This is a genomic window from Bacillus sp. GMs2/2, from assembly GCF_050172095.1.
Classification (GTDB): Bacteria; Bacillota; Bacilli; order Bacillales; family Bacillaceae_G; genus Bacillus_A; species Bacillus_A cereus.
This window is the reverse complement of sequence record NZ_JBNLYE010000007.1, coordinates 36,744-56,361: the sequence shown is the minus strand read 5'-3', so window position 1 is coordinate 56,361 and position 19,618 is coordinate 36,744. Positions and strand designations below refer to the sequence as shown.

Sequence of the window (19,618 nt, the reverse complement as noted above, 5' to 3'; positions counted from 1 at the left end):
AATATTTAATTTATTTATTTGTATTAGAGGAAATAAAAGCATTTATGTTCCTTATTATGTGTACACTTATGTTAATAGTTGCATATATCATTTTAAATCGATTTTTACAATATCTTTCAGCCGTAAAGGAAAGTATTGCGATTGCTAGTGAATCACAAAAATTAGCAGTAATCGGAAAAATGGCAGCGACTGTTGGACATGAAATTAAAAATCCACTGGCTTCATTAAAAGGATTTACGCAATTACAACGAGAGAAGCATGAAGAGGATCCTATTTATAAACGTATGATTTTTGAAATAGAAAATATGAATAATATGATAAGTGAGTTGATGGAAGTTGCTACATGCAAACCTTCTATTTATAAGAAACATGATGTAGGAAAAATTGTATTACAAGTAATAACAAGTCTTCGCGGAAAAATGAATGAATTAAACGTGCAGTTTATTTCTAATGTGGAAGAAAAAACAATAGAAGTTGAATGTGATGAACGAAAAATAAGAGGAGTCTTTTTATATACGATAAAAAATGCTTTAGAGGCAATGGAACAAGGTGGCATATTACATTTACAATTAGAGAATAAAGGGAAAGAATATGTAATAATCAGCGTAATCGATAATGGTCATGGTATTAAGCAAGAAAACTTAACCCGTGTTACAGAAGCCTTTTATACAACGAAACAAGATAAAATTGGTCTGGGACTTACGGTAGCGAATCGAATTGTCGCCGAGCACTTTGGTGAGCTGCATATTTCAAGTGAAAGAGATACTGGAACGAGAATAGACATCATTCTCCCAAGGAAGTGTGGAAATACTGAAATCCAAGTGGAAGAAAAGCTAGGAGTTACCATATGAATAAAGGCTATATATTTAAAAATGAAGAAATAAAGGCATTGAAAGTATTTTTAAGTTTATTTTTTATTATATTTTTTGTGTATGATCTTGCCTATGAATTTATCGTACCTTTAATCGCGGGAGAGCAAGAAGGCGTAGGAAAGTTTGAAGATGGTTTAGGTTTATGGCTTTACCTTTTGACGGTAGTATTGTTTTGCATTGGAATATACTTTATGAAATGGAAGAATGTTTTTGTGGTAAAGTATATTATTCTAATTGGCTATAATGTATTAGATTGTATCCATAACATTATGATTTATTATGGTAGCGATGCGGAATTTGACGGTGGAAATATAGTAGAAGTATTTTTTATTTTGTTCGCACCAATCTTTGTGAACAAAAGATATTTCTGGTTAGTTCCAGCGATACTTGTCGGGAAGTACGCTCTTACAGGAATCATTATTCAATCTTCTCTCGTTTTAATCCCAATGGCATTATATAGTGTATTTACTATTATATGTTGGATTATATTTTTGAGGGTTCAGTCTTACGTTCGTACGCTTGAGATGATGGACAAAGAAATAAAACAGACAGAAAAACTAGCAGCTGTTGGAAAAATGGCAACGGTTATTGGTTATAAGATTAGAAGACCTTTAGCAAACTTAAAAAAACTTGTGAATAAACAAGCCGACAAGCATCCAGAGGATAAAATTTATAGTGATATTATGAAACAAGAAGTAGATCGGATTCATATAATTGCTACAGAACTTAGTGGATTTGAGAAATCTAAATCACTAGAATCAGAAACTCATAACATACAAGAAATTATCTCTTATGTTATTCGAGTTATGGAAAAGCCTGCTTTAAAACAAGGAGTCCACATACAAGGTATTTACAGTAAAGACTTACCGTCCATTACATGTGATGAAAAACGATTAAAACAGGTCTTTTTTAATTTAATCAAAAATGCAATTGAAGCAATGTCAGTTGGGGGAACAATTACGATTAAAGTTACTGTAAAAGATGGAATCATCGTTCAAGTGAAAGATGAGGGATGTGGTATTCCAAAAGATAAAATTCCAAAGTTAAATGAAGCCTTTTATACAACGAAAGAAACAGGAACTGGTCTAGGTTTAGTAGTTACAGAAAAAATTATTAAAGACCACAATGGTAAAATGAGTTTTGAAAGTGAAGTTGGGGTTGGAACAACGGTTGAGGTTATGTTACCACTGCATTAAATAGAAAAAACATCACTTATTTGGAAGTAATGTTTTTGTGTTCTTCTTAGGTAGACGTTCTAAAAAAGAGGACGATAACGAAAAATAATATATTGATAGTGTAAAAAGAAAATAATGGATGTTTTACTATGAAAAATATATAATGGCTTTGTCTGTTATTTGTTGTAGTTCATTTATATTTCTATTTGTTGACCCGAATCTCGGGTCTTTTTTTTATGAAATGAATTGCTATATGTCAGTGATTAGAAAAATAGAATATATATTCATGCTGTAATACTGGTAGCGCCAGTAAACTCGGTGCTACCAGTAGGTTCGTTTTCCGGCACAACGAAAGCATTTACGTTGGTACAGGTGGTGCTTTCACATTTCTCTATTTTTCTGTGATCGATTGTATTGTGTATATAAATTTAAAAAATGATAGCGTTAGAGCCACCATTTCTCCTGGGGAAGCAAAATAACATCCACATCAAAATTTTCTTTAAACCAATCATACATCAATGTCTCTTTCACTAAATATTCAGAGGCAGAGTGTGACACACCAATTAGAGACATATTCGTTTCTTTTACATAATCCATAATGAGCGAGTATTTATGTCGGCCGTAATCATTGTCGATATGGCAATGGATTTCTCCTGTAATATATGCTTCAGCACCTTTTTCTTCTGCTTCCTTCATTAAAGATACAACATCGCCACATCCAGCGATAATTGCGATTTTTTTGATGGAATCATGTCGTTTACCTTCGAAGTCTGTGTAAGGAATCTGGAAGAGTTGTTTTAGATGTTTTTGGAGTGCTTCTGTTGATGTTTCATCTATTTCACAAATAAGGCCAATTGGTTCTTGTTCTGGACCTCCATATGCAAAGTCGTCCACTACAGTAGCGTTTAATGCTTTTGCAATTGAAATACTCGTTCCATGCGTTTGATGAAAATCCATTGGTACGTGACATGTATATATAGAAAGTTGTTTTTCTTTTATTCCTTGCAAATATTTTTCAGGAATTGGTATGAAACCGCGACCGGATCTTCCAAGCGGATCACCACATTCCATTACAAGGGGATGGTGCATAAAGAGTAAATCACCAGGTGTGGATTGTGAAATGAATGTTTCAAGAACGTCATCTGTAGGGAATACAGCTAAAAATACTTTGTTTACATTTTCAGATCCGTGCATCATAAGGCCGTTAAATAAATCTACAAAATTTGCTTCGAAAAATTGTTGCCAAGGAAATTTGATAGGATCATATACGGCTGGGATAAATCGACTAAAGGCACTATCTTTTCCGTATTTTTCAATTTGGAATAAGTGATCGAGTGATTGCTCTATTTTTTTTAAGGCTGGCATGTTTGATAATCCTCCTTAAGATGATTCTTGCTTTATGAGTTGTTTGTATTCTTCGTAGCAAAATAAGAAGCGGATAGGAAACAAATAAAACCTAGGATCCAGCTAATAGAAGGAGAATAGGGAAGTACATGCTGTAATAGCATTCCGCTACAAATGAAGAAACTACTAAATAGACCTAATAACATGGGATATCGTTGTAGTTTGAACACGGATAGTAAACATCCTTTCTCCTGCATGAACTACTCATAAAAGCTCGATTACTGAAACTTTATCACATACATTGTATATTAGTCTTAATTTTCTGTATATAACTTTTAAGAAAAATGGTGATACAATATATGAATGATAAGAGAAGAGAGGATGAAGATTAACATATGTACGTTACTGTAACAGAAGCAGCATATAAAAAGATTATGGATACGATTCCAAGTGAAGCGAAATATATAAAGTTATTTTACGATAATGAAGGTTGCGGTTGTGTTATGAGCGGAATTATCGATTTAGTAGCTGTAGCAGAGAAAGATGAGCGCGATGTGGATATTGAATCAAGCACAATGAACTTTATCGCTGATCGTACAAAGCTTGTATTTATGGATGATAAGTTAACTGTTGATTGGCATGAAGGTGGAGGAACTTTTCAGTTAAAGAGCCCAAGCCAGTTTTATAATCCAAATATGAAGTTACACGTTCGAATATAGTAAAGGAAAGGTGATTCCAAAATGTATTTTGGAATCACCTTTTTTATTTTATAAGTCGCTATTATTGTCGATTTTTGTTGATAAGTCGATATATTGAAAAAATCGCTGATATAAATGGAGTTGCGCCGATATATTCAGAAAATCGCTGATATAATTTCATTTACCAAAACGTTTCAATAGTAAAAAGATTTTTTCACATAATGAAATGTACATGTGATTGAATTTTCTGTATAATCTTCTTTGCGGAGGGGATACGCATGAGAAGATGGGGAATTGAGTTGTTAATTTTAAGTGTTGTTATTATTTGGGGGATTAACTATACAATTGCGAAGTATGGACTTTTAGAATTTACAGCAATTGAGTTTACTGCACTTCGCATGATGGTGGCGGCACCGCTTCTGTTACTCCTTACCTTTTTTATTGAAAAGTCGGTTTATATGGAGCGAAAGGATATACCTAGATTAATTATCGTTAGCATTGTAGGTATTGTACTGTATCAAACGTTATTTATGGAAACTGTCAAATATACATCTGCTACAAATGCCTCTTTACTCATTTCTATTTCACCTATTTTTACAACTGCATTTGCGATTTTCTTGAAACAAGAAAAGTTTTCTTCTCGAAAGTTAATCGGTTCTATGACTGCCTTTGTTGGTGCAGCATTAGTTTTAGTAGCAGGACATTCGCTTACTAGTTCTTTTTATGGCAATGGAATTGGACTTATTACATCAATATGCTGGGGGCTTTATCCTGTTTTAGCAGGACCATTAATTAAAAAATATTCAGCATTACGTGTTACAGCATGGTCTGCATTAGTGGGTGCGATTCCGCTATTATTGTTAAGTGGTCCACATGTGTTTGTCATGCCATTTCACATTACTCACGGAATGACACTATTTGCTTTACTATATTCTATTTTCTTTGTAACAGTATTTGGTCTAGTAATGTGGTATGTTGGTGTTCAAAAAATTGGGGCGTCACATACGATGGTATATATGTATATAACGCCGCTTGTAGCTGTTCTATTTGCAGCTGTCTGGGCAAATGAATATGTATCGTTTCAACAAATCATCGGTGGAATTATCATTTTTGTCGGTCTATGGTTTGTGAAATCGGAGAAAGTAAAAGTTCATTCTATTGCAGGGGAACCTATATCAAAATAGGAAAACAGATCACCTATGATCTGCTTTCCTATTTTTTTATTTTTGGTAAGAAGATGAGAAATAAGATAGCAGTAATAAGTGGAATTAAGTTTAAAAATGGAATACGGAAGAGTGTAATAAGAATAATACCTGGAAGAAGAACACCGAGGACAGCGTAAAAAATGCTATGGTTTTTCGTGTACCAATACAATGAAAGTCCAATAAGTGCAGGGATAATGAGGTGAATGAGAGCCATTAAAAAATAAATCATTAGACGCCCCCTTTATTTGTGTGCTTATTACATCATATCCGTATGTTCATAGATTGATATCATTTTTTTCATAAATGGACGAAAAAAGTTTGAAAAACCGTCACAAAATATGAGAATATGATGTTTGAAATCTTGTATAATATTATTTTCTAAAAACATTAAAAACAACATAAACATACTGTTTATGTTGTTTTTAATTTGAATGAAATGGATGTAAGGAATATAAATTTGAAAGAAATTTTTTGTTGGATAGATAAAAATTACTGAAGAGGAGAACAGCATGATTAGTATGTCATTAAGATCGTTTAAAATTCAATCGTATTATTTACTAGGTTTTCTTTTACTAGGCTGGATGTTAACGCCGTTTTCAGCTCATTTTCTAGGTGCTGGAATTGGGCTTATTGTAAGTATGTATTGCGTTTGGCTTTTAGGGAGACGAATTGAGAAGCTTGGAGATAGTATTGTAAAGAAGACGAAAGCACCGACACTCGGTATGTTTAACCGTTTTGCAGCTGCCATTTTGGGTGCTATTATTATGTACGAAATTGAGCACCACATGGTTATGTGGGCATTTGCAGTAGGAATTATGGGCGGTTATTTCTTAATTGTTGTTAATTTAGGATACTATAGCATGAAAGATGAGAAAGAACTAACAAAGAGCTAAAAAAGATAAAAGACTTTTTTTTAGATGGAATAGATGATCCAGCCACGGATAGAAGCGGTCAGGGCCTTTTTTAGCACCATACGATGTGAAACCCGAGAGATGTAGCGAGTAGGGATATAATGTATATTTATAATCAAGGTCACAGATGAAGAGATTAGCGTTTCACTTTATATAAGATATAGAAAGAAGCTTACGTTTTCACGTAAGCTTCTTTTTTATGTAAGTGTGTGTAATCGTTAAGCCGCATTGGGTTTTGTCGGTGAGTACGCGAAACTTTACGGTTACACGACACTTATTCATATGAGTAAAGGGTTATTTCAACAGAAAGTTTTAATTTAAGCGATTGGACCGCCTAAGTTAATAATGTCTTCAGATACGCTGTCGAACTTTTTGAAGTTAGCTTTGAATTCGTTTGCAAGTTCGATTGCTTTTGCTTTGTAAGCAGCTTTATCAGCCCAAGTTTGTTCAGGCATTAACACTTCGTCAGGTACACCTGGTACGTGAAGTGGAACTTCAAGACCAAAGATGTCATGTTTAGCTGTTTCAGTTTTCGCAAGTTCACCGTTTAATGCAGCTTGAATCATTGCACGAGTGTAACCTAAGTTCATACGTTTACCAACGCCGTATTCGCCACCAGTCCAGCCAGTGTTTACTAAGAATACTTTCGCATCGTGTTTCTCAATTTTTTCACCAAGCATTTCAGCATAGCGAGATGCATCAAGTGGTAAGAATGGTGAACCGAAGCAAGTTGAGAATGTTGCTTGCGGAGATGTAACACCGCGCTCTGTTCCTGCTAGTTTACTAGTATAACCACTTAAGAAATGATACATAGCTTGTTCTTTTGATAACTTACTGATTGGAGGCAAGACGCCAGATGCATCAGCAGTTAAGAAAATGATTGTATTTGGGTGTCCAGCAACACTTGGCAGTACGATATTGTCGATCGCATGCATAGGGTATGCAGCACGAGTATTTTCTGTTAAAGTAGTATCGTTATAGTCTGCGATACGCGTTTGGTCATTAATGATAACGTTTTCTAAAACAGATCCAAATGTGATTGCATCGAAAATTTGTGGTTCTTTCTCGTGAGAAAGGTTTACACATTTCGCGTAGCAACCGCCTTCAATATTGAATACACCGTTATCAGACCAACCGTGCTCATCATCACCAATTAATTTACGATTTGGATCAGCAGATAATGTTGTTTTACCTGTTCCAGATAAACCGAAGAATAATGCTACATCGCCTTCTTCACCTACGTTTGCAGAACAATGCATAGAAAGAATATCTTGTTCAGGTAATAAGAAGTTCATAATAGAGAAGATTGATTTTTTCATTTCTCCAGCGTATTCTGTACCACCAATTAATACGATGCGTTTTTCGAATGAAACCATAATGAATGCTTCAGAGTTTGTACCGTCAACAGCTGGATCAGCTTTGAAATTCGGTGCAGAAACAATTGTGAACTCTGATTCATGAGTCGTTAATTCTTCTTCAGTTGGACGAATGAATAATTGATGTACAAATAAATTGTGCCATGCATATTCGTTAATAACTTGAATTGGTAGGCGGTAATTGCGGTCAGCGCCTGCAAATCCTTTGAAGACGAATAACTCTTCTTTTTCTTTTAAGTATTCTAAAACTTTAGTATATAATTTATTAAAATGTTCTTCAGAAATCGGTTGGTTCACAGCTCCCCAAGCAATTTTGTCAGCAACCGATGCTTCTTTCACAATAAATTTATCTTTAGGAGAACGTCCTGTATATTTTCCTGTTGAAGCAGAAACGGCACCAGTAGAAGTTAATTTCCCTTCATTTCGCATTAATACTTTTTCCACTAATTGCGGAACACTTAGTTGAATCTGTGCATTGCTTCCGTTCAATAATTCGTGTAAACCAATTTGGACATTCACAGTACTCATATTTATATACCATCCTTTTCATTTAATGAAATATTTCTCGTAATCCCCAACAAGAGTATAACACAATTATATAAATAATGTATACTATTTATTTCTTTTTGTTTGTGTGAATGCATTATTTCCTTATTAATATTTCATTTCAGGCGTATTGAGAAAAACTTTCAGGAAAATGTGAATATTAATTGACAAATGAATATCATTTCTTTAGTATAGGTTGGGACGGATACTCTCTTATCCCGAGCTGGCGGAGGGACAGGCCCGATGAAGCCCAGCAACCTCACTTGTATTGATAAATGCAGGTGAATAGGTGCTAAAACCTGTGCGAGGCTACAGGTCTCGAACGATAAGAGCGAAGGGCAAAAAGCAGTATGCAAGTAGCAAATTAAACCTTTCCTCTATGTAAAGTAGGAAAGGTTTTTCTGTATGCTTGTGTGGGAGAATAAATGTATGTCGCAGTTTGTGGCAAATTAAGGATGAGTTCCGTACAATATATACAATTACTGTAGGGAGGTTTACCACATGACAAAAAAACGTCATCTGTTCACATCTGAGTCTGTAACTGAAGGACATCCAGATAAAATTTGTGACCAAATTTCTGATTCAATTTTAGATGCGATCTTATCAAAAGACGCAAATGCACGTGTAGCTTGTGAAACAACTGTAACAACTGGTTTAGTATTGGTAGCGGGGGAAATTACGACTTCTACTTACGTAGATATTCCGAAAATCGTTCGTGAAACAATTCAAGGCATTGGTTACACACGCGCAAAATACGGATTCGATGCAGAAACTTGTGCTGTTTTAACATCTATCGATGAGCAGTCTGCTGACATCGCTATGGGTGTTGACCAAGCGCTAGAAGCACGCGAAGGTCAAATGACTGACGCTGAGATTGAGGCGATTGGTGCAGGAGACCAAGGTTTAATGTTTGGTTTTGCATGTAATGAAACACAAGAATTAATGCCACTTCCAATCTCGCTTGCTCACAAATTAGCTCGCCGTTTAACTGAAGTACGTAAAGATGATACATTATCATACTTACGTCCGGATGGAAAAACGCAAGTTACAGTTGAGTATGATGAAAATGGTAAACCAGTACGTGTTGATACTATCGTAATTTCTACACAACATCACCCAGATGTTACATGGGAAGAAATCGATCGCGATTTAAAAGAGCACGTAATTAAAGCTGTAGTACCAGCAGAATTAATGGATGGAGAAACGAAATTCTTCATTAATCCAACTGGCCGCTTCGTAATTGGTGGACCACAAGGTGATGCTGGTTTAACAGGACGTAAAATCATCGTTGATACTTACGGTGGATACGCTCGCCACGGTGGCGGTGCATTCTCTGGTAAAGATGCAACGAAAGTTGACCGTTCTGCAGCATATGCAGCTCGTTATGTTGCGAAAAACATCGTAGCAGCTGGTCTTGCTGAAAAAGCAGAAGTACAACTTGCATACGCAATCGGTGTAGCACAACCAGTATCAATTTCAGTTGATACATTCGGCACTGGTAAAGTATCTGAAGACGTACTAGTAGAACTAGTTCGTAACAACTTCGATCTTCGCCCAGCTGGTATTATTAAAATGTTAGACTTACGTCGCCCAATTTACAAACAAACAGCAGCTTACGGCCACTTCGGACGTACTGATGTAGATCTATCATGGGAACGTACAGACAAAGCTGCAGCTTTAAAAGAGCAAGCTGGTCTATAATATATGAAAAAAAGCTTTGCGCGGTGAGCGCAAAGCTTTTTTTATTTATAATTACGTTGGAATAAAGCGAAGAGTTCAATGTCATGCCAAGTGCCGTTGCGGAATATAGCTTCTTTACAAGTTCCTTCATGTTGAAAACCAAGTGATTTATATAATTTAACTGCTCTATCGTTAAAAGAAAATACTCGTAAAGAAAGGCGATGTAAATTTAATTCTAAAAATGCATAATCCAATAATAGGGTTAAAGCTTCCTGCCCATAACCTTGTCCCCAGTAATCCTTTTTACCAATATCAATAATGCATTCAGCGTTTCGATTATACGAATCAATATGAATTAAAGAAGTAATGCCAATTGGAAGATGCGTAGCTTTTTCTTCAATGATATAGCTCTTAGAGTTCGAAGAATGAATAAATTGCTGGCAAAGTTTTTCTGTGTCTTGAAAGGAATATTTATCAAGAGTAAGTGTAGTTGAACTCATAACGTCTATATCATTATGCCATTTATAATATGTTAGAATATCATCTTCGGAAAACTTTCGTAACTGGATACGGTTGGACTCAAACAATGTAAACACCCCTTTTGTATTTACTGGTTTTTATTCATTATCTCAACACACGAACTACAATAAATTTGTCCTTCTAATTCAATATACTTTTTCATATTCGTCATGCCATTCGCCGGAAAGGGCATATGAATCCACGCTTTTTCATACGTTTGTATTTCTGTTTTACATGATTTACAAAAGATTGATTTCTTTCTGAACATATGTAATCAACCTTTCATTTGACGTGCTTTACTTGCGCAAAAGGCACTACTTAGTAAAAATAGTGTCGCAAATATAATGCTTACTAATGTAGCGTATGGAATTGCGCCTTTTAAGGAAAAGCCGACAGTGATTGAAGCGATGAATAAGAGGATAAATGTTGTTGTTAATTTTTTATAAAGTTCCATACTATGTAGACCTCCAATTTATTTTTTAGTACAAGTTTTAAAATTGAATTCTATTATGTAGAAAATATAAAGAGTAGCTAAAGATGTGTAGTCTAGGAGTATAAGAAAGTGCACTTTCCTTTTTGTGGGTTAGTATACTTATATTGTATCATGGCGCATGATTGGCTTCATACATAATTGTGTAAAGGTATGTATGATAAAATGAAGAAAAGTCTTTAAGAAAGGAAAGATAAAAAATGAGTGTAACTGAACATAAAAAACAAGCTCCAAAAGAAGTGCGTTGCAAGATCGTGACGATTTCCGATACACGTACGGAAGAAACAGATAAGAGCGGACAACTATTACATGAATTGTTAAAAGAAGCGGGACATAAAGTAACTTCTTATGAAATTGTAAAAGATGATAAAGAAAGTATCCAGCAAGCAGTGTTAGCTGGTTATCATAAGGAAGATGTAGATGTTATATTAACAAATGGCGGTACTGGTATTACGAAACGCGATGTCACAATTGAAGCAGTATCAGCGTTATTAGATAAAGAAATTGTTGGATTTGGTGAGCTGTTCCGTATGATTAGTTATTTAGAAGATATCGGAAGCAGCGCAATGTTAAGTAGAGCGATTGGTGGTACAATTGGGCGCAAAGTAGTCTTCTCGATGCCAGGGTCTAGCGGAGCGGTTCGCCTTGCGATGAATAAATTAATTTTACCGGAATTAGGTCATATTACATTTGAGCTGCATCGCCAATGAGTAAGTATGCTGGAATTGTATTAGCAGGTGGTATGTCGAGTAGATTCGGTGAGCCGAAAGCGTTAGCAATTTGGAAGGGAACTACTTTTGTTGAGCATATTGTGAAAGTGATGGGAAATACTTTGCAAGACATTGTAGTAATTAGCCATACTGATATAAAAGAGCGAGTAGAGCAATTCGTACAAGTACCTGTTATAGAAGACATTCCGCACTATAAAGGAAATGGACCGCTTGCCGGCATTGTATCAGGTATGGAATACATAGAAGCAGATTGGTATGCTATTATGCCTTGCGATGCGCCAAATGTTTCGCATGAATGGTTTACCATTTTACTGGAGCAAACGAACAATGAATATGATGCGGTTGTACCTATTATTAATGGAAGAAAACAACCGCTACTTGCGGCGTATCATAACCGCGTGAAAGAAAAGATTTATGCTTTACTTCAGGAAGAAAAAAGAAGTATGGGGCAGCTTTTATCACAATGTAATGTGAAGTATGTTTCTGGAGAAGATGTACAAGCGAATGCGGATTGGTTTATAAATGTAAATACGAAAGAAGAATATGGGCAGGCTCAAAAAGACCTTTCAAATGAATGAAAGGTTTTTTTGATATACAGAATTGGGGAACAATTGCTGTATAAAGGTATGTGAGTAAGTTGATTTTAAGGGGAATTCTTAAAATCATTATACAGTTAAAATACTGTATAACCATATATTAATTTTTATGGGTTTTTATTACAAGTCTGTTTAGTTATGTTTATTTTTGATATAATTAATATAGAAATAAAACAATGCTTAACCTTATGTATCATTTATTAAACTAAAATTTATGACCATGTAATAAACTCCCTTCGTTTTTTTGAAGGGAGTTTTTCTATTTAAGCAAGCAACTCTGATGCGTTATGCTGAAGGACTTCTTCATATTGGTTAAGCAAGCCACGAAAGATCTCATCCCAGCTCTTTGATTTCGCAAAAGATGAAGCTGCTATTCCCATCTGCTCAAGTTTTTCTTCATTTTGTAATAAAAAATAAATGGATGATAGAAATGCATCTTCATTTTTAGGCGGACAAAGAACTCCCGTTTTTCCATCTGTAATAATATTTTTAACCCCGCCACTATTTGCACCAATAACAGGTGTACCGCATGCGAGTGATTCAAGTACGACATTTCCGAATGTTTCAGTAGCTGATGGAAATACCATTATGTTAGAACAAGCATATGCTTCAGCTAAATCTGCACTTTGTAAATAGCCAGTAAAAGTGATATTTGTTTTCGGAACAGCTTCACGTAAACTTGTTGCTAGAGGACCGTCTCCTGCTATAAGCCAATGAATGTCGCTTCGAGTATGTGCTGATTTAACGATAAGATTTTGCAACGTATCAATATCTTTCTCAGGAGCAATCCGTCCAACATAGGAAAGGACGTACTTCGCTGTAATATTATATTTTTTTCGGAATAGGTCTGTATTGTAAGATGGATGAAAGAGATTGCAATCTACACCACGTCCCCAAATAGAGAGGGCTTGAAAGCCTTTATGTTTTAATTGATGTAATGTTTCAGGAGAGGGTACAAAATTTTTTTGCATATGACTATGAAACCATTTTAAATAGTTCCACAGCATATTGGAGAGGAATTCGATTTTGTAATAACGTAAATAGGCATCGAAATCAGTATGATAAGAACCGACAACTGGGATGTTTAACTTTTTTGCATAATACAATCCACAAAGTCCCATGTTGAAAGGTGTGGCAATGTGAATAATGTCAGGTTTAAAGGAAAGTAGTTCCCGTTTAATGCGCGGAGTAGGAAAAGAAAAACGACATTCTGGATATAATATTGTTAACGGGATACTTCTCATCTTATTCACATTCGCTACAAAATTATCTTCAGCTGTATGCTGAGGGGCGAAAACAGAATAGGCGATCTGTTCTTTCTGAAAATATCGTGTTAATCGCTCTAACGTTTTCGCAACCCCGTTAACTTGTGGCGTAAAAGTATCGGTAAAAATGGCGACTCTCATCATATCACTCCTTTATGTGAAAAGTGGGATGAATTGATAAAAAGAGATGATGCCAGAGCAAGTGCCAAGGCACATACCGACGAATACATCTGACGGATAGTGAAGTCCTAAATAAATACGTGAAATACCAACGCATAATGCTAACGGTAATAGGAAAGCAAGTAAGCTTGGATTATAGCAAATAAATGGAATGAAGACAGAGAAAACGGCTGTTGTATGACCAGACGGGAAAGAGTGGTCTTTTAATGGATGGACTGGATATTTTGCATCCTGAATTGTTAAATAAGGACGTTTTCGTGGATACCATCTTTTTAATATTTGTACAGGAATATGGCTAATTGCTAAAGAAATAGCAGTTGCAATTGCAGCTTGATGCAAAGTTCCCTTTGCGAAAATCAAAAAGAAAAGTGTGAGTGCGATGGAGAAAGTCGCGCCACCGATATGAGTAATATTGCTGAAAAAGATATTTAATGTTTTTTGATCAAAGTAGCGATTAATTCCTTTGAAAATGTAACATTCTATTTTATATAATCCACTGACCTTCATGAAAATTCTCCTCCCTCGTTTACATATATATGGAGATATTAGCTTTTATTTTAATAAGATTTTGTTGAGGGAGTAATAATGTTTTGTAAAGAAAAAGTTAGATTTTATATAAAAAAAGCTGCCAATCGTATGGCAGCGGAAATTTACTTCTGTAATGATTTATAATATTGACCTTTTTCAACGTATTGCGTGCGAATACGCTCCATATCTTTACGGTCTTCTGCTGTTAATTCACGAATGACTTTCGCGGGACGACCGAAAGCTAACGTGTTTGGTGGAATTTTCTTTCCTTGTGAAACGAGGCTTCCAGCGCCGATAAAAGCTCCTTCGCCAATTTCAGCACCATCTAATATAATGGATCCCATTCCAATTAAAGCATCTTTTTTAATATGACAACTATGTAAAATAACTTGATGCCCAACTGTAACATCATCTTCTAAGATAAGAGGATACTGAGGGCTTTGGTGGAGTGTACATTGGTCTTGTACATTTACTCGGTCTCCAATGATCGTTGGTGACACATCACCACGGATGACCGTATTAAACCAAATACTTGATTCCTCGCCAACGTAAACGTCGCCTGTAATCGTAACATAGTCAGCGATAAAAGCACTACTCGCAATTTTCGGTTTTTTTTCTTTGTAAGGATATATCATGTAAAGTCTTCCTTTCCTAGAGACTAGTTTTAGTGTATCAAATTATGAGAAAGAGTGAAATGGAGGAGAGCCGTATGTGGAATTATGAAGCGGAGGAAGCAAAGGCTGTCATTGTTATTGTGCACGGCGCAATGGAATATCACGGACGTTACGAAGCCGTTGCGGAAATGTGGAATCATATCGGCTACCACGTCGTGATGGGGGATCTTCCGTCACATGGAACGACTTCAAGAAATAGAGGACATATTGATTCATTTGATGAATACATAGAGGAAGTTAAACTATGGGTGAAAGAAGCAAGAAAGTATAGGTTACCTATTTTTCTATTCGGTCATAGTATGGGTGGTCTTATTGTCATTCGTATGATGCAAGAAACGAAGAGAGAAGATGTAGAGGGCATTATTTTGAGTTCGCCTTGTTTAGGGGTAGTGACTGGACCCTCTGCTCCGCTTCAACTTGCTTCAAAAATATTAAATGTTGTGGCTCCAAAATTGCAATTTGCAACGAATCTTACGGTGGAAATGTCAACACGTAACCACGAAGTGAGAGATGCAATGGAGAATGATTCTTTGTTCTTGCGCAAAGTATCAGTACGTTGGTATAGTGAATTGATTAAGTCTATCGAAATTGCTCATAAAAAAATAGATGATTTTCCAGATGTTCCGCTCTTGCTAATGCAAGCTTGTGAGGATAAACTTGTAGATAAAACACGTGTCCGCACTTGGTTTGATAATGTTAAAATAAGTGATAAGGCTTTTAAAGAATGGCCGAATTGTTATCACGAGTTATTAAATGAGTATGAGCGAGATGAAATTTTGAGTTATATTCAGTCATTTACTGAAATGCATGTCAATAATATAGTAAAAACAAACAAATAAATCATTATTTGTACATTTAATAGAGGAGATGAAGGAAGAAGTGAACGTACCGAGTAATCCCATAACGCTCATGGCGAAAGTATACCGTGATGTGTTTCCGGTTGTACACCATGAGCTAGCGATGTGGAAAGAGCGTGCCTACCATATTCCGAATGATGAGCTTCATAGTCAGGCAATCGCAAGTATTGAGCATAAAACGTTTCATTGTGAGGGCGGTGGCATTTTAGCTCTGCTAGCAAATGAGCACCGAGAAGAATGTATTCGTTTTATCGTAGCGTATCAAACGATCAGCGACTACTTAGATAATTTATGTGATCGCAGTACATCACTTGATCCGAATGATTTTGCCGCACTCCATGAATCGATGTTAATGGCATTATCACCTGAAGTAGAAGGTGGCGGTAATTATTATCGCTATCGTGATGATCAAGATGATGGTGGTTATTTAGATGAACTTGTTGAAACATGCCAAGATGTTTTAAAGAAAACGAAGCACTATGACAAAATTGCTCCTGTTCTTCATGAACTTGCTTGTTATTATTGTGATTTGCAAATTCATAAACACGTGAAATTAGAAGAAAGAGAGCCGCGCCTGAAAAATTGGTTTGAAGCACATAAAGAAAACTTACCTGAGATGAGTTGGTTTGAATTTTCAGCATGTGCCGGTTCTACACTTGGAATTTTCTGTCTTGTAGCATATGCATTTCATGATGAATTACATGATGAAGATATTGCGAAAATTAGACAAGGGTACTTCCCTTACGTACAAGGACTTCATATCTTACTTGATTATTTCATTGATCAAGAAGAAGACCGCGCCGGCGGGGATTTGAATTTCTGTAGTTATTATGAAAACGAGCAAGCAATATTAGATCGTATGAAACACTTTGTAGAAGAAGCAGAGAAGAGCATTGGTGATTTGCCTCATGCGAAGTTTCATCGCCTTATAAGCCGAGGATTACTTGGTATTTATTTATCAGATCAAAAAGTATCAGCACAAAAGAATATGCACAAAATGGCACGGCGCATTGTAAAGTACGGAGGCCTCACTTCACGATTCTTCTATTGGAACGGGAAGATGTACCGAAAAAAAACAGCGCAGTGATGAAGAAAACCACTCATGTAGAGTGGTTTTTTTTTCATTATGATTGTATTTTTGAAAATACATATATGAGAAGTTCAATCGCAAAAATCACTAATACAGATAGTCCGAATAAAGGCATGATAGCGCCTAGTATAACCATCATGATAAAGAAAACGATTATGCTCTTCTTATCTCTTTGTTTTGGAGGTGCTGCTAATTTTCCTTTCGGCTTTCTTGCTAACCACATTTTTACTCCGTAATAAATAAGAAGTAGTAGAGATAATGTCGTTAGTAAGCATAATATTTTATTTGGCCATCCAAATAAATGTCCTTCATGAAGCGGGATGCCGTAAGTGAACCATTGTGCAAGTAATCCATAATCACGATAGTCCGTTTTGGAAATAAGCTTTCCGCTATATTGATCAAAGTAAGCTGTTATTTCTTCATTTGGTGCAACATGCATACCTGTAATACCAGAACCGCTCGATTTCGAAACAGTGAATACACCTTTCGGATCAGCTGGTAGTGAGATAACGTATGGCTTCTTTATTTCAATTCCTTTTTGTAATTCATCGACAGAAATAGCTTTCGGTTCATTTGAATTCGATTCAGGAGGAGCTTCTTTTCTTGTTGCCCATGGCAATTCTTTTACCTTTGATTCAGGCGGCGCCATATACAATTTCGGATATCCGAGCGATTCATTCGACGACGCAATTTTATAAATTTGGTTACCCATAAATCCTGACCATGGCAATCCAGATGCGACTAGCAGAACGAGTGGAATTGTAAATATAATACCGATAATAGAATGACGTCGTTTTGCTTTTTCTCGCTTATTGGATGCTGGTGTGTTTTTGAACTGTCGTATACTCATATACAAACCAGTTACAATTAAAAAGATTGTCCAGCACGCCGCAAGTTCTACAGTATAGTTGATGACAGTGCCACCAACTAAAAGAGAACTATGTAATTCCCGCATTATATTGGCAAACGTTTCACTTGCGTTTTGATCTCCGACAATTTGATTATTGCTATCTAAATACACATACTTTTGTTGCCCTGTATATTCATTTGTAATCGTAAGTCTCGTATTATAATCCCCATTAAACTCACTAATTTTCGCCACACTATAATGTGGATATTTTTTCTCGGTTAAGGAAATAGAATCAGACATCGAAATAGACTCTGTTTGGGCGCTCTTCCCAAAATATAAATCTTTATAGATGAAATCTTCAACCTCTTCCCGAAATAAATACCCAATTCCGCTCAGTGACAACGTAATAAGAAGCGGCGTAATAAAAAGTCCAGCATAAAAATGCCAACGCCAAAAAATGTAATGAAGCGAACGATTTACTTTCATACTTTCAGTTCCCCTAACCTTCCCTATATGAATAACTACGTATTTAATATAGCGAGATTAAGTGTGATTACTTTGAAAGAATTGTGAAGAAAGTTAAAAGTTTGTGGGATTTTTATTAAACAGAAAACACATTTTAGAAGGAGTGTTTTTTATGTTTATGAAGATCTCTTTATATTTGATAAGTACATCCTAACAACCGCTTTCGCAAGACATTGAGAAGAATCAACAAAATCCTCACTAGCCACAACATTCAAATCAGTACATGCGATAATTGCGTTATCTACTTCATCCTTCAATTGCACAACGAGTGCGCTCCATAATTTGTGAGCTTCTTCAACTTTTCCGCTTTTAATATACGTAATAATTTGATTAATCATCGTTTGCCATTTTTCATAATGAATGTATTCTATATTCCGCTTTGCAATCCCGTCTTGATAAATACCAGCTTGAACTGTCGCTTCCGTTGCAAGAAGAGCGACTCTTTTTGCAGTTTCAGGAATTGCTTTTAACGTTTCGTCAACTATATTTAAAATCGGGATAGAAAGAGAACGCTGTAATTCTTTAAAATAAAGATGTGCCGTATTGCACGGCATAGCGATAAAGCTTGCGCCAGTACTTTCAAGTTTTTGTGCTCCTTCAATAATCGCTTTTTTCATCGCTTCGTGATCAATAGGGCGATCTATGTAAAACGGTGTTGGGCACGAATAGATCATCATATGAGGAAAGTCCATATCATGCTTTGCTCCGTATATTGTTTGGCATTCTGCTACAACTGTATCGACGAATGGTCCGGTTGATTTTGGCCCCATTCCTGCTAGTATTCCGATCATTGTCTCGTCTCCTTTAATATGTAATTAAAAACGTTTTTTGCGAACGATAAAAAGAAATAAGGTAAATAATAAAAATGAATATACGATAGCCCAAGCTGTGAGCCATAGTGTGTGAGTCAGTATATTATATTTGTATTGGCCAAGCATTAGAAAGCTTTCGACAGGTGGTAAAAACCATAATAACTCTTTTTTAAACCGGATAGATGCGATCGTTATAAGCAATATAAAGGTAAGGCTAAGCCAAGCAGTGCCTGCTTTTTGAATCATATTTCTAGTAAATAATGTTGCGATTGAAATTCCTAGTATAGAGAAAGACATGTGAGAGAGAAATCCGACTAGAAATAAAGAAACTGTCATTTTTTCATTAAACATTTGCAAAATAATTGGATAGATTACGGATATAAAAGATAATACAGTACAAATGAGAAGAGCTGTAATATATTTACCAACGTATAATGCGGAAATATTATTTGTGTGAGAAATAGTAATTTGTTCTTGTACAGGGTCTTCAGTATGAAAAATTGTGACCGTAATCCAGGCAGATAATAAATAAAGCGCGAGAGCTGTTTCTAAATATGTCGGTACAATAGGAGTCGGTTTATATGTATATACAAAAAGCAAGCTCACAAAGTACATCGCAATAGGAGGGACATACTTATACGATTTTGTATAGTCGAGAAAATGGTAACGAATAAGCGCAAACATAATAAACCTT

The 19,618-nt window shown here is 35.7% G+C and carries 22 protein-coding genes and 1 riboswitch; of the genes, 10 read left to right on the top strand and 12 right to left on the bottom strand.

What is annotated here, in order from left to right:
- Nucleotides 1-851, top strand: an 851-nt coding sequence (locus ACQGS6_RS02640; RefSeq protein WP_426964867.1) for an ATP-binding protein, incomplete at its 5' end; no start/stop codon positions are given.
- Nucleotides 848-2,068: an ATP-binding protein gene (locus tag ACQGS6_RS02635; RefSeq protein ID WP_001032638.1), complete on the top strand. Its 1,221-nt coding sequence runs from the start codon at nt 848-850 to the stop codon at nt 2,066-2,068. The genes ACQGS6_RS02640 and ACQGS6_RS02635, both read left to right, overlap by 4 nt.
- A gap of 423 nt (nt 2,069-2,491) precedes the next feature.
- On the opposite strand, the gene ACQGS6_RS02630 is transcribed toward ACQGS6_RS02635, so the two are convergent.
- Nucleotides 2,492-3,412, bottom strand: a complete 921-nt coding sequence (locus ACQGS6_RS02630) for a Nif3-like dinuclear metal center hexameric protein (protein ID WP_001111121.1) — start codon at nt 3,410-3,412, stop codon at nt 2,492-2,494.
- A 374-nt stretch (nt 3,413-3,786) separates the two neighbouring features.
- On the opposite strand from ACQGS6_RS02630, the gene ACQGS6_RS02625 reads away from it, so the two are divergent.
- Together ACQGS6_RS02625 and ACQGS6_RS02620 are read left to right on the top strand one after the other, a co-directional pair.
- Entirely contained in the window at nt 3,787-4,110 is a 324-nt protein-coding gene (locus ACQGS6_RS02625) for an iron-sulfur cluster biosynthesis family protein (RefSeq protein WP_000289569.1), read from the top strand.
- Between the two features lie 257 nt (nt 4,111-4,367).
- A complete protein-coding gene (locus ACQGS6_RS02620) occupies nt 4,368-5,273 on the top strand; it encodes a DMT family transporter (RefSeq protein ID WP_426964866.1) in 906 nt (301 codons plus the stop codon).
- 28 nt (nt 5,274-5,301) lie between these two features.
- Here the strand turns inward: ACQGS6_RS02620 and ACQGS6_RS02615 are convergent, their stop codons facing one another.
- Nucleotides 5,302-5,523 carry a hypothetical protein gene (locus tag ACQGS6_RS02615; RefSeq protein ID WP_000639042.1) on the bottom strand — a complete coding sequence of 74 codons (222 nt, stop codon included), beginning with the start codon at nt 5,521-5,523 and terminating at the stop codon, nt 5,302-5,304.
- Nucleotides 5,524-5,803: 280 nt separating this feature from the next.
- On the opposite strand from ACQGS6_RS02615, the gene ACQGS6_RS02610 reads away from it, so the two are divergent.
- The gene (locus ACQGS6_RS02610) at nt 5,804-6,187 is read left to right on the top strand and encodes an ATP synthase subunit I (RefSeq protein ID WP_048656097.1); all 384 of its coding nucleotides are present in this window, start codon (nt 5,804-5,806) and stop codon (nt 6,185-6,187) included.
- 335 nt (nt 6,188-6,522) lie between these two features.
- On the opposite strand, the gene pckA is transcribed toward ACQGS6_RS02610, so the two are convergent.
- Nucleotides 6,523-8,109 carry a phosphoenolpyruvate carboxykinase (ATP) gene (pckA, locus tag ACQGS6_RS02605; RefSeq protein ID WP_000108802.1) on the bottom strand — a complete coding sequence of 529 codons (1,587 nt, stop codon included), beginning with the start codon at nt 8,107-8,109 and terminating at the stop codon, nt 6,523-6,525.
- 228 nt (nt 8,110-8,337) lie between these two features.
- A riboswitch (SAM riboswitch) is annotated at nt 8,338-8,459 on the top strand.
- Between the two features lie 169 nt (nt 8,460-8,628).
- On the opposite strand from pckA, the gene metK reads away from it, so the two are divergent.
- The gene (gene metK, locus ACQGS6_RS02600; protein WP_000163123.1) at nt 8,629-9,828 is read left to right on the top strand and encodes a methionine adenosyltransferase; all 1,200 of its coding nucleotides are present in this window, start codon (nt 8,629-8,631) and stop codon (nt 9,826-9,828) included.
- A gap of 41 nt (nt 9,829-9,869) precedes the next feature.
- Here the strand turns inward: metK and ACQGS6_RS02595 are convergent, their stop codons facing one another.
- The 3 genes from ACQGS6_RS02595 to ACQGS6_RS02585 are packed head-to-tail and all read right to left on the bottom strand — an operon-like array spanning nt 9,870 to nt 10,780.
- The gene (locus ACQGS6_RS02595; RefSeq protein ID WP_000464119.1) at nt 9,870-10,394 is read right to left on the bottom strand and encodes a GNAT family N-acetyltransferase; all 525 of its coding nucleotides are present in this window, start codon (nt 10,392-10,394) and stop codon (nt 9,870-9,872) included.
- 20 nt (nt 10,395-10,414) lie between these two features.
- Nucleotides 10,415-10,594, bottom strand: a complete 180-nt coding sequence (locus ACQGS6_RS02590) for a hypothetical protein (protein WP_000488709.1) — start codon at nt 10,592-10,594, stop codon at nt 10,415-10,417.
- Nucleotides 10,595-10,600: 6 nt separating this feature from the next.
- Complete coding sequence (locus tag ACQGS6_RS02585; RefSeq protein WP_000424800.1) at nt 10,601-10,780, bottom strand: hypothetical protein; 180 nt, start codon at nt 10,778-10,780, stop codon at nt 10,601-10,603.
- Between the two features lie 236 nt (nt 10,781-11,016).
- Between ACQGS6_RS02585 and ACQGS6_RS02580 the strand changes: the two genes are divergently transcribed.
- A complete protein-coding gene (locus ACQGS6_RS02580) occupies nt 11,017-11,526 on the top strand; it encodes a MogA/MoaB family molybdenum cofactor biosynthesis protein (RefSeq protein ID WP_000117123.1) in 510 nt (169 codons plus the stop codon).
- A complete protein-coding gene (locus ACQGS6_RS02575; RefSeq protein WP_000049595.1) occupies nt 11,523-12,125 on the top strand; it encodes a molybdenum cofactor guanylyltransferase in 603 nt (200 codons plus the stop codon). Before ACQGS6_RS02580 ends, ACQGS6_RS02575 begins: the two co-directional genes overlap by 4 nt.
- Before the next feature lie 281 nt (nt 12,126-12,406).
- On the opposite strand, the gene ACQGS6_RS02570 is transcribed toward ACQGS6_RS02575, so the two are convergent.
- From ACQGS6_RS02570 to ACQGS6_RS02560, 3 genes are all read right to left on the bottom strand, one after another.
- Entirely contained in the window at nt 12,407-13,549 is a 1,143-nt protein-coding gene (locus ACQGS6_RS02570) for a glycosyltransferase family 4 protein (RefSeq protein WP_001261646.1), read from the bottom strand.
- A 12-nt stretch (nt 13,550-13,561) separates the two neighbouring features.
- Nucleotides 13,562-14,095: a phosphatase PAP2 family protein gene (locus ACQGS6_RS02565; protein WP_000868582.1), complete on the bottom strand. Its 534-nt coding sequence runs from the start codon at nt 14,093-14,095 to the stop codon at nt 13,562-13,564.
- A 143-nt stretch (nt 14,096-14,238) separates the two neighbouring features.
- On the bottom strand, nt 14,239-14,751 hold the full coding sequence (locus tag ACQGS6_RS02560) for a gamma carbonic anhydrase family protein (RefSeq protein ID WP_000640188.1): 513 nt from the start codon (nt 14,749-14,751) through the stop codon (nt 14,239-14,241).
- 74 nt (nt 14,752-14,825) lie between these two features.
- Between ACQGS6_RS02560 and ACQGS6_RS02555 the strand changes: the two genes are divergently transcribed.
- Together ACQGS6_RS02555 and ACQGS6_RS02550 are read left to right on the top strand one after the other, a co-directional pair.
- Nucleotides 14,826-15,629, top strand: coding sequence for an alpha/beta hydrolase (locus tag ACQGS6_RS02555; RefSeq protein ID WP_044307041.1), 804 nt, complete (start codon nt 14,826-14,828; stop codon nt 15,627-15,629).
- Between the two features lie 40 nt (nt 15,630-15,669).
- Entirely contained in the window at nt 15,670-16,734 is a 1,065-nt protein-coding gene (locus ACQGS6_RS02550; RefSeq protein ID WP_001102460.1) for a tetraprenyl-beta-curcumene synthase family protein, read from the top strand.
- Between the two features lie 37 nt (nt 16,735-16,771).
- Here the strand turns inward: ACQGS6_RS02550 and ACQGS6_RS02545 are convergent, their stop codons facing one another.
- The 3 genes from ACQGS6_RS02545 to ACQGS6_RS02535 all read right to left on the bottom strand — a co-directional run bounded on the left by ACQGS6_RS02545 (nt 16,772) and on the right by ACQGS6_RS02535 (nt 19,608).
- Nucleotides 16,772-18,073, bottom strand: a complete 1,302-nt coding sequence (locus ACQGS6_RS02545; RefSeq protein ID WP_074625286.1) for a PepSY-associated TM helix domain-containing protein — start codon at nt 18,071-18,073, stop codon at nt 16,772-16,774.
- A gap of 155 nt (nt 18,074-18,228) precedes the next feature.
- Entirely contained in the window at nt 18,229-18,903 is a 675-nt protein-coding gene (locus ACQGS6_RS02540; RefSeq protein WP_016118763.1) for an aspartate/glutamate racemase family protein, read from the bottom strand.
- 24 nt (nt 18,904-18,927) lie between these two features.
- On the bottom strand, nt 18,928-19,608 hold the full coding sequence (locus ACQGS6_RS02535; protein ID WP_000457774.1) for a hypothetical protein: 681 nt from the start codon (nt 19,606-19,608) through the stop codon (nt 18,928-18,930).
- Nucleotides 19,609-19,618: the final 10 nt, after the last annotated feature.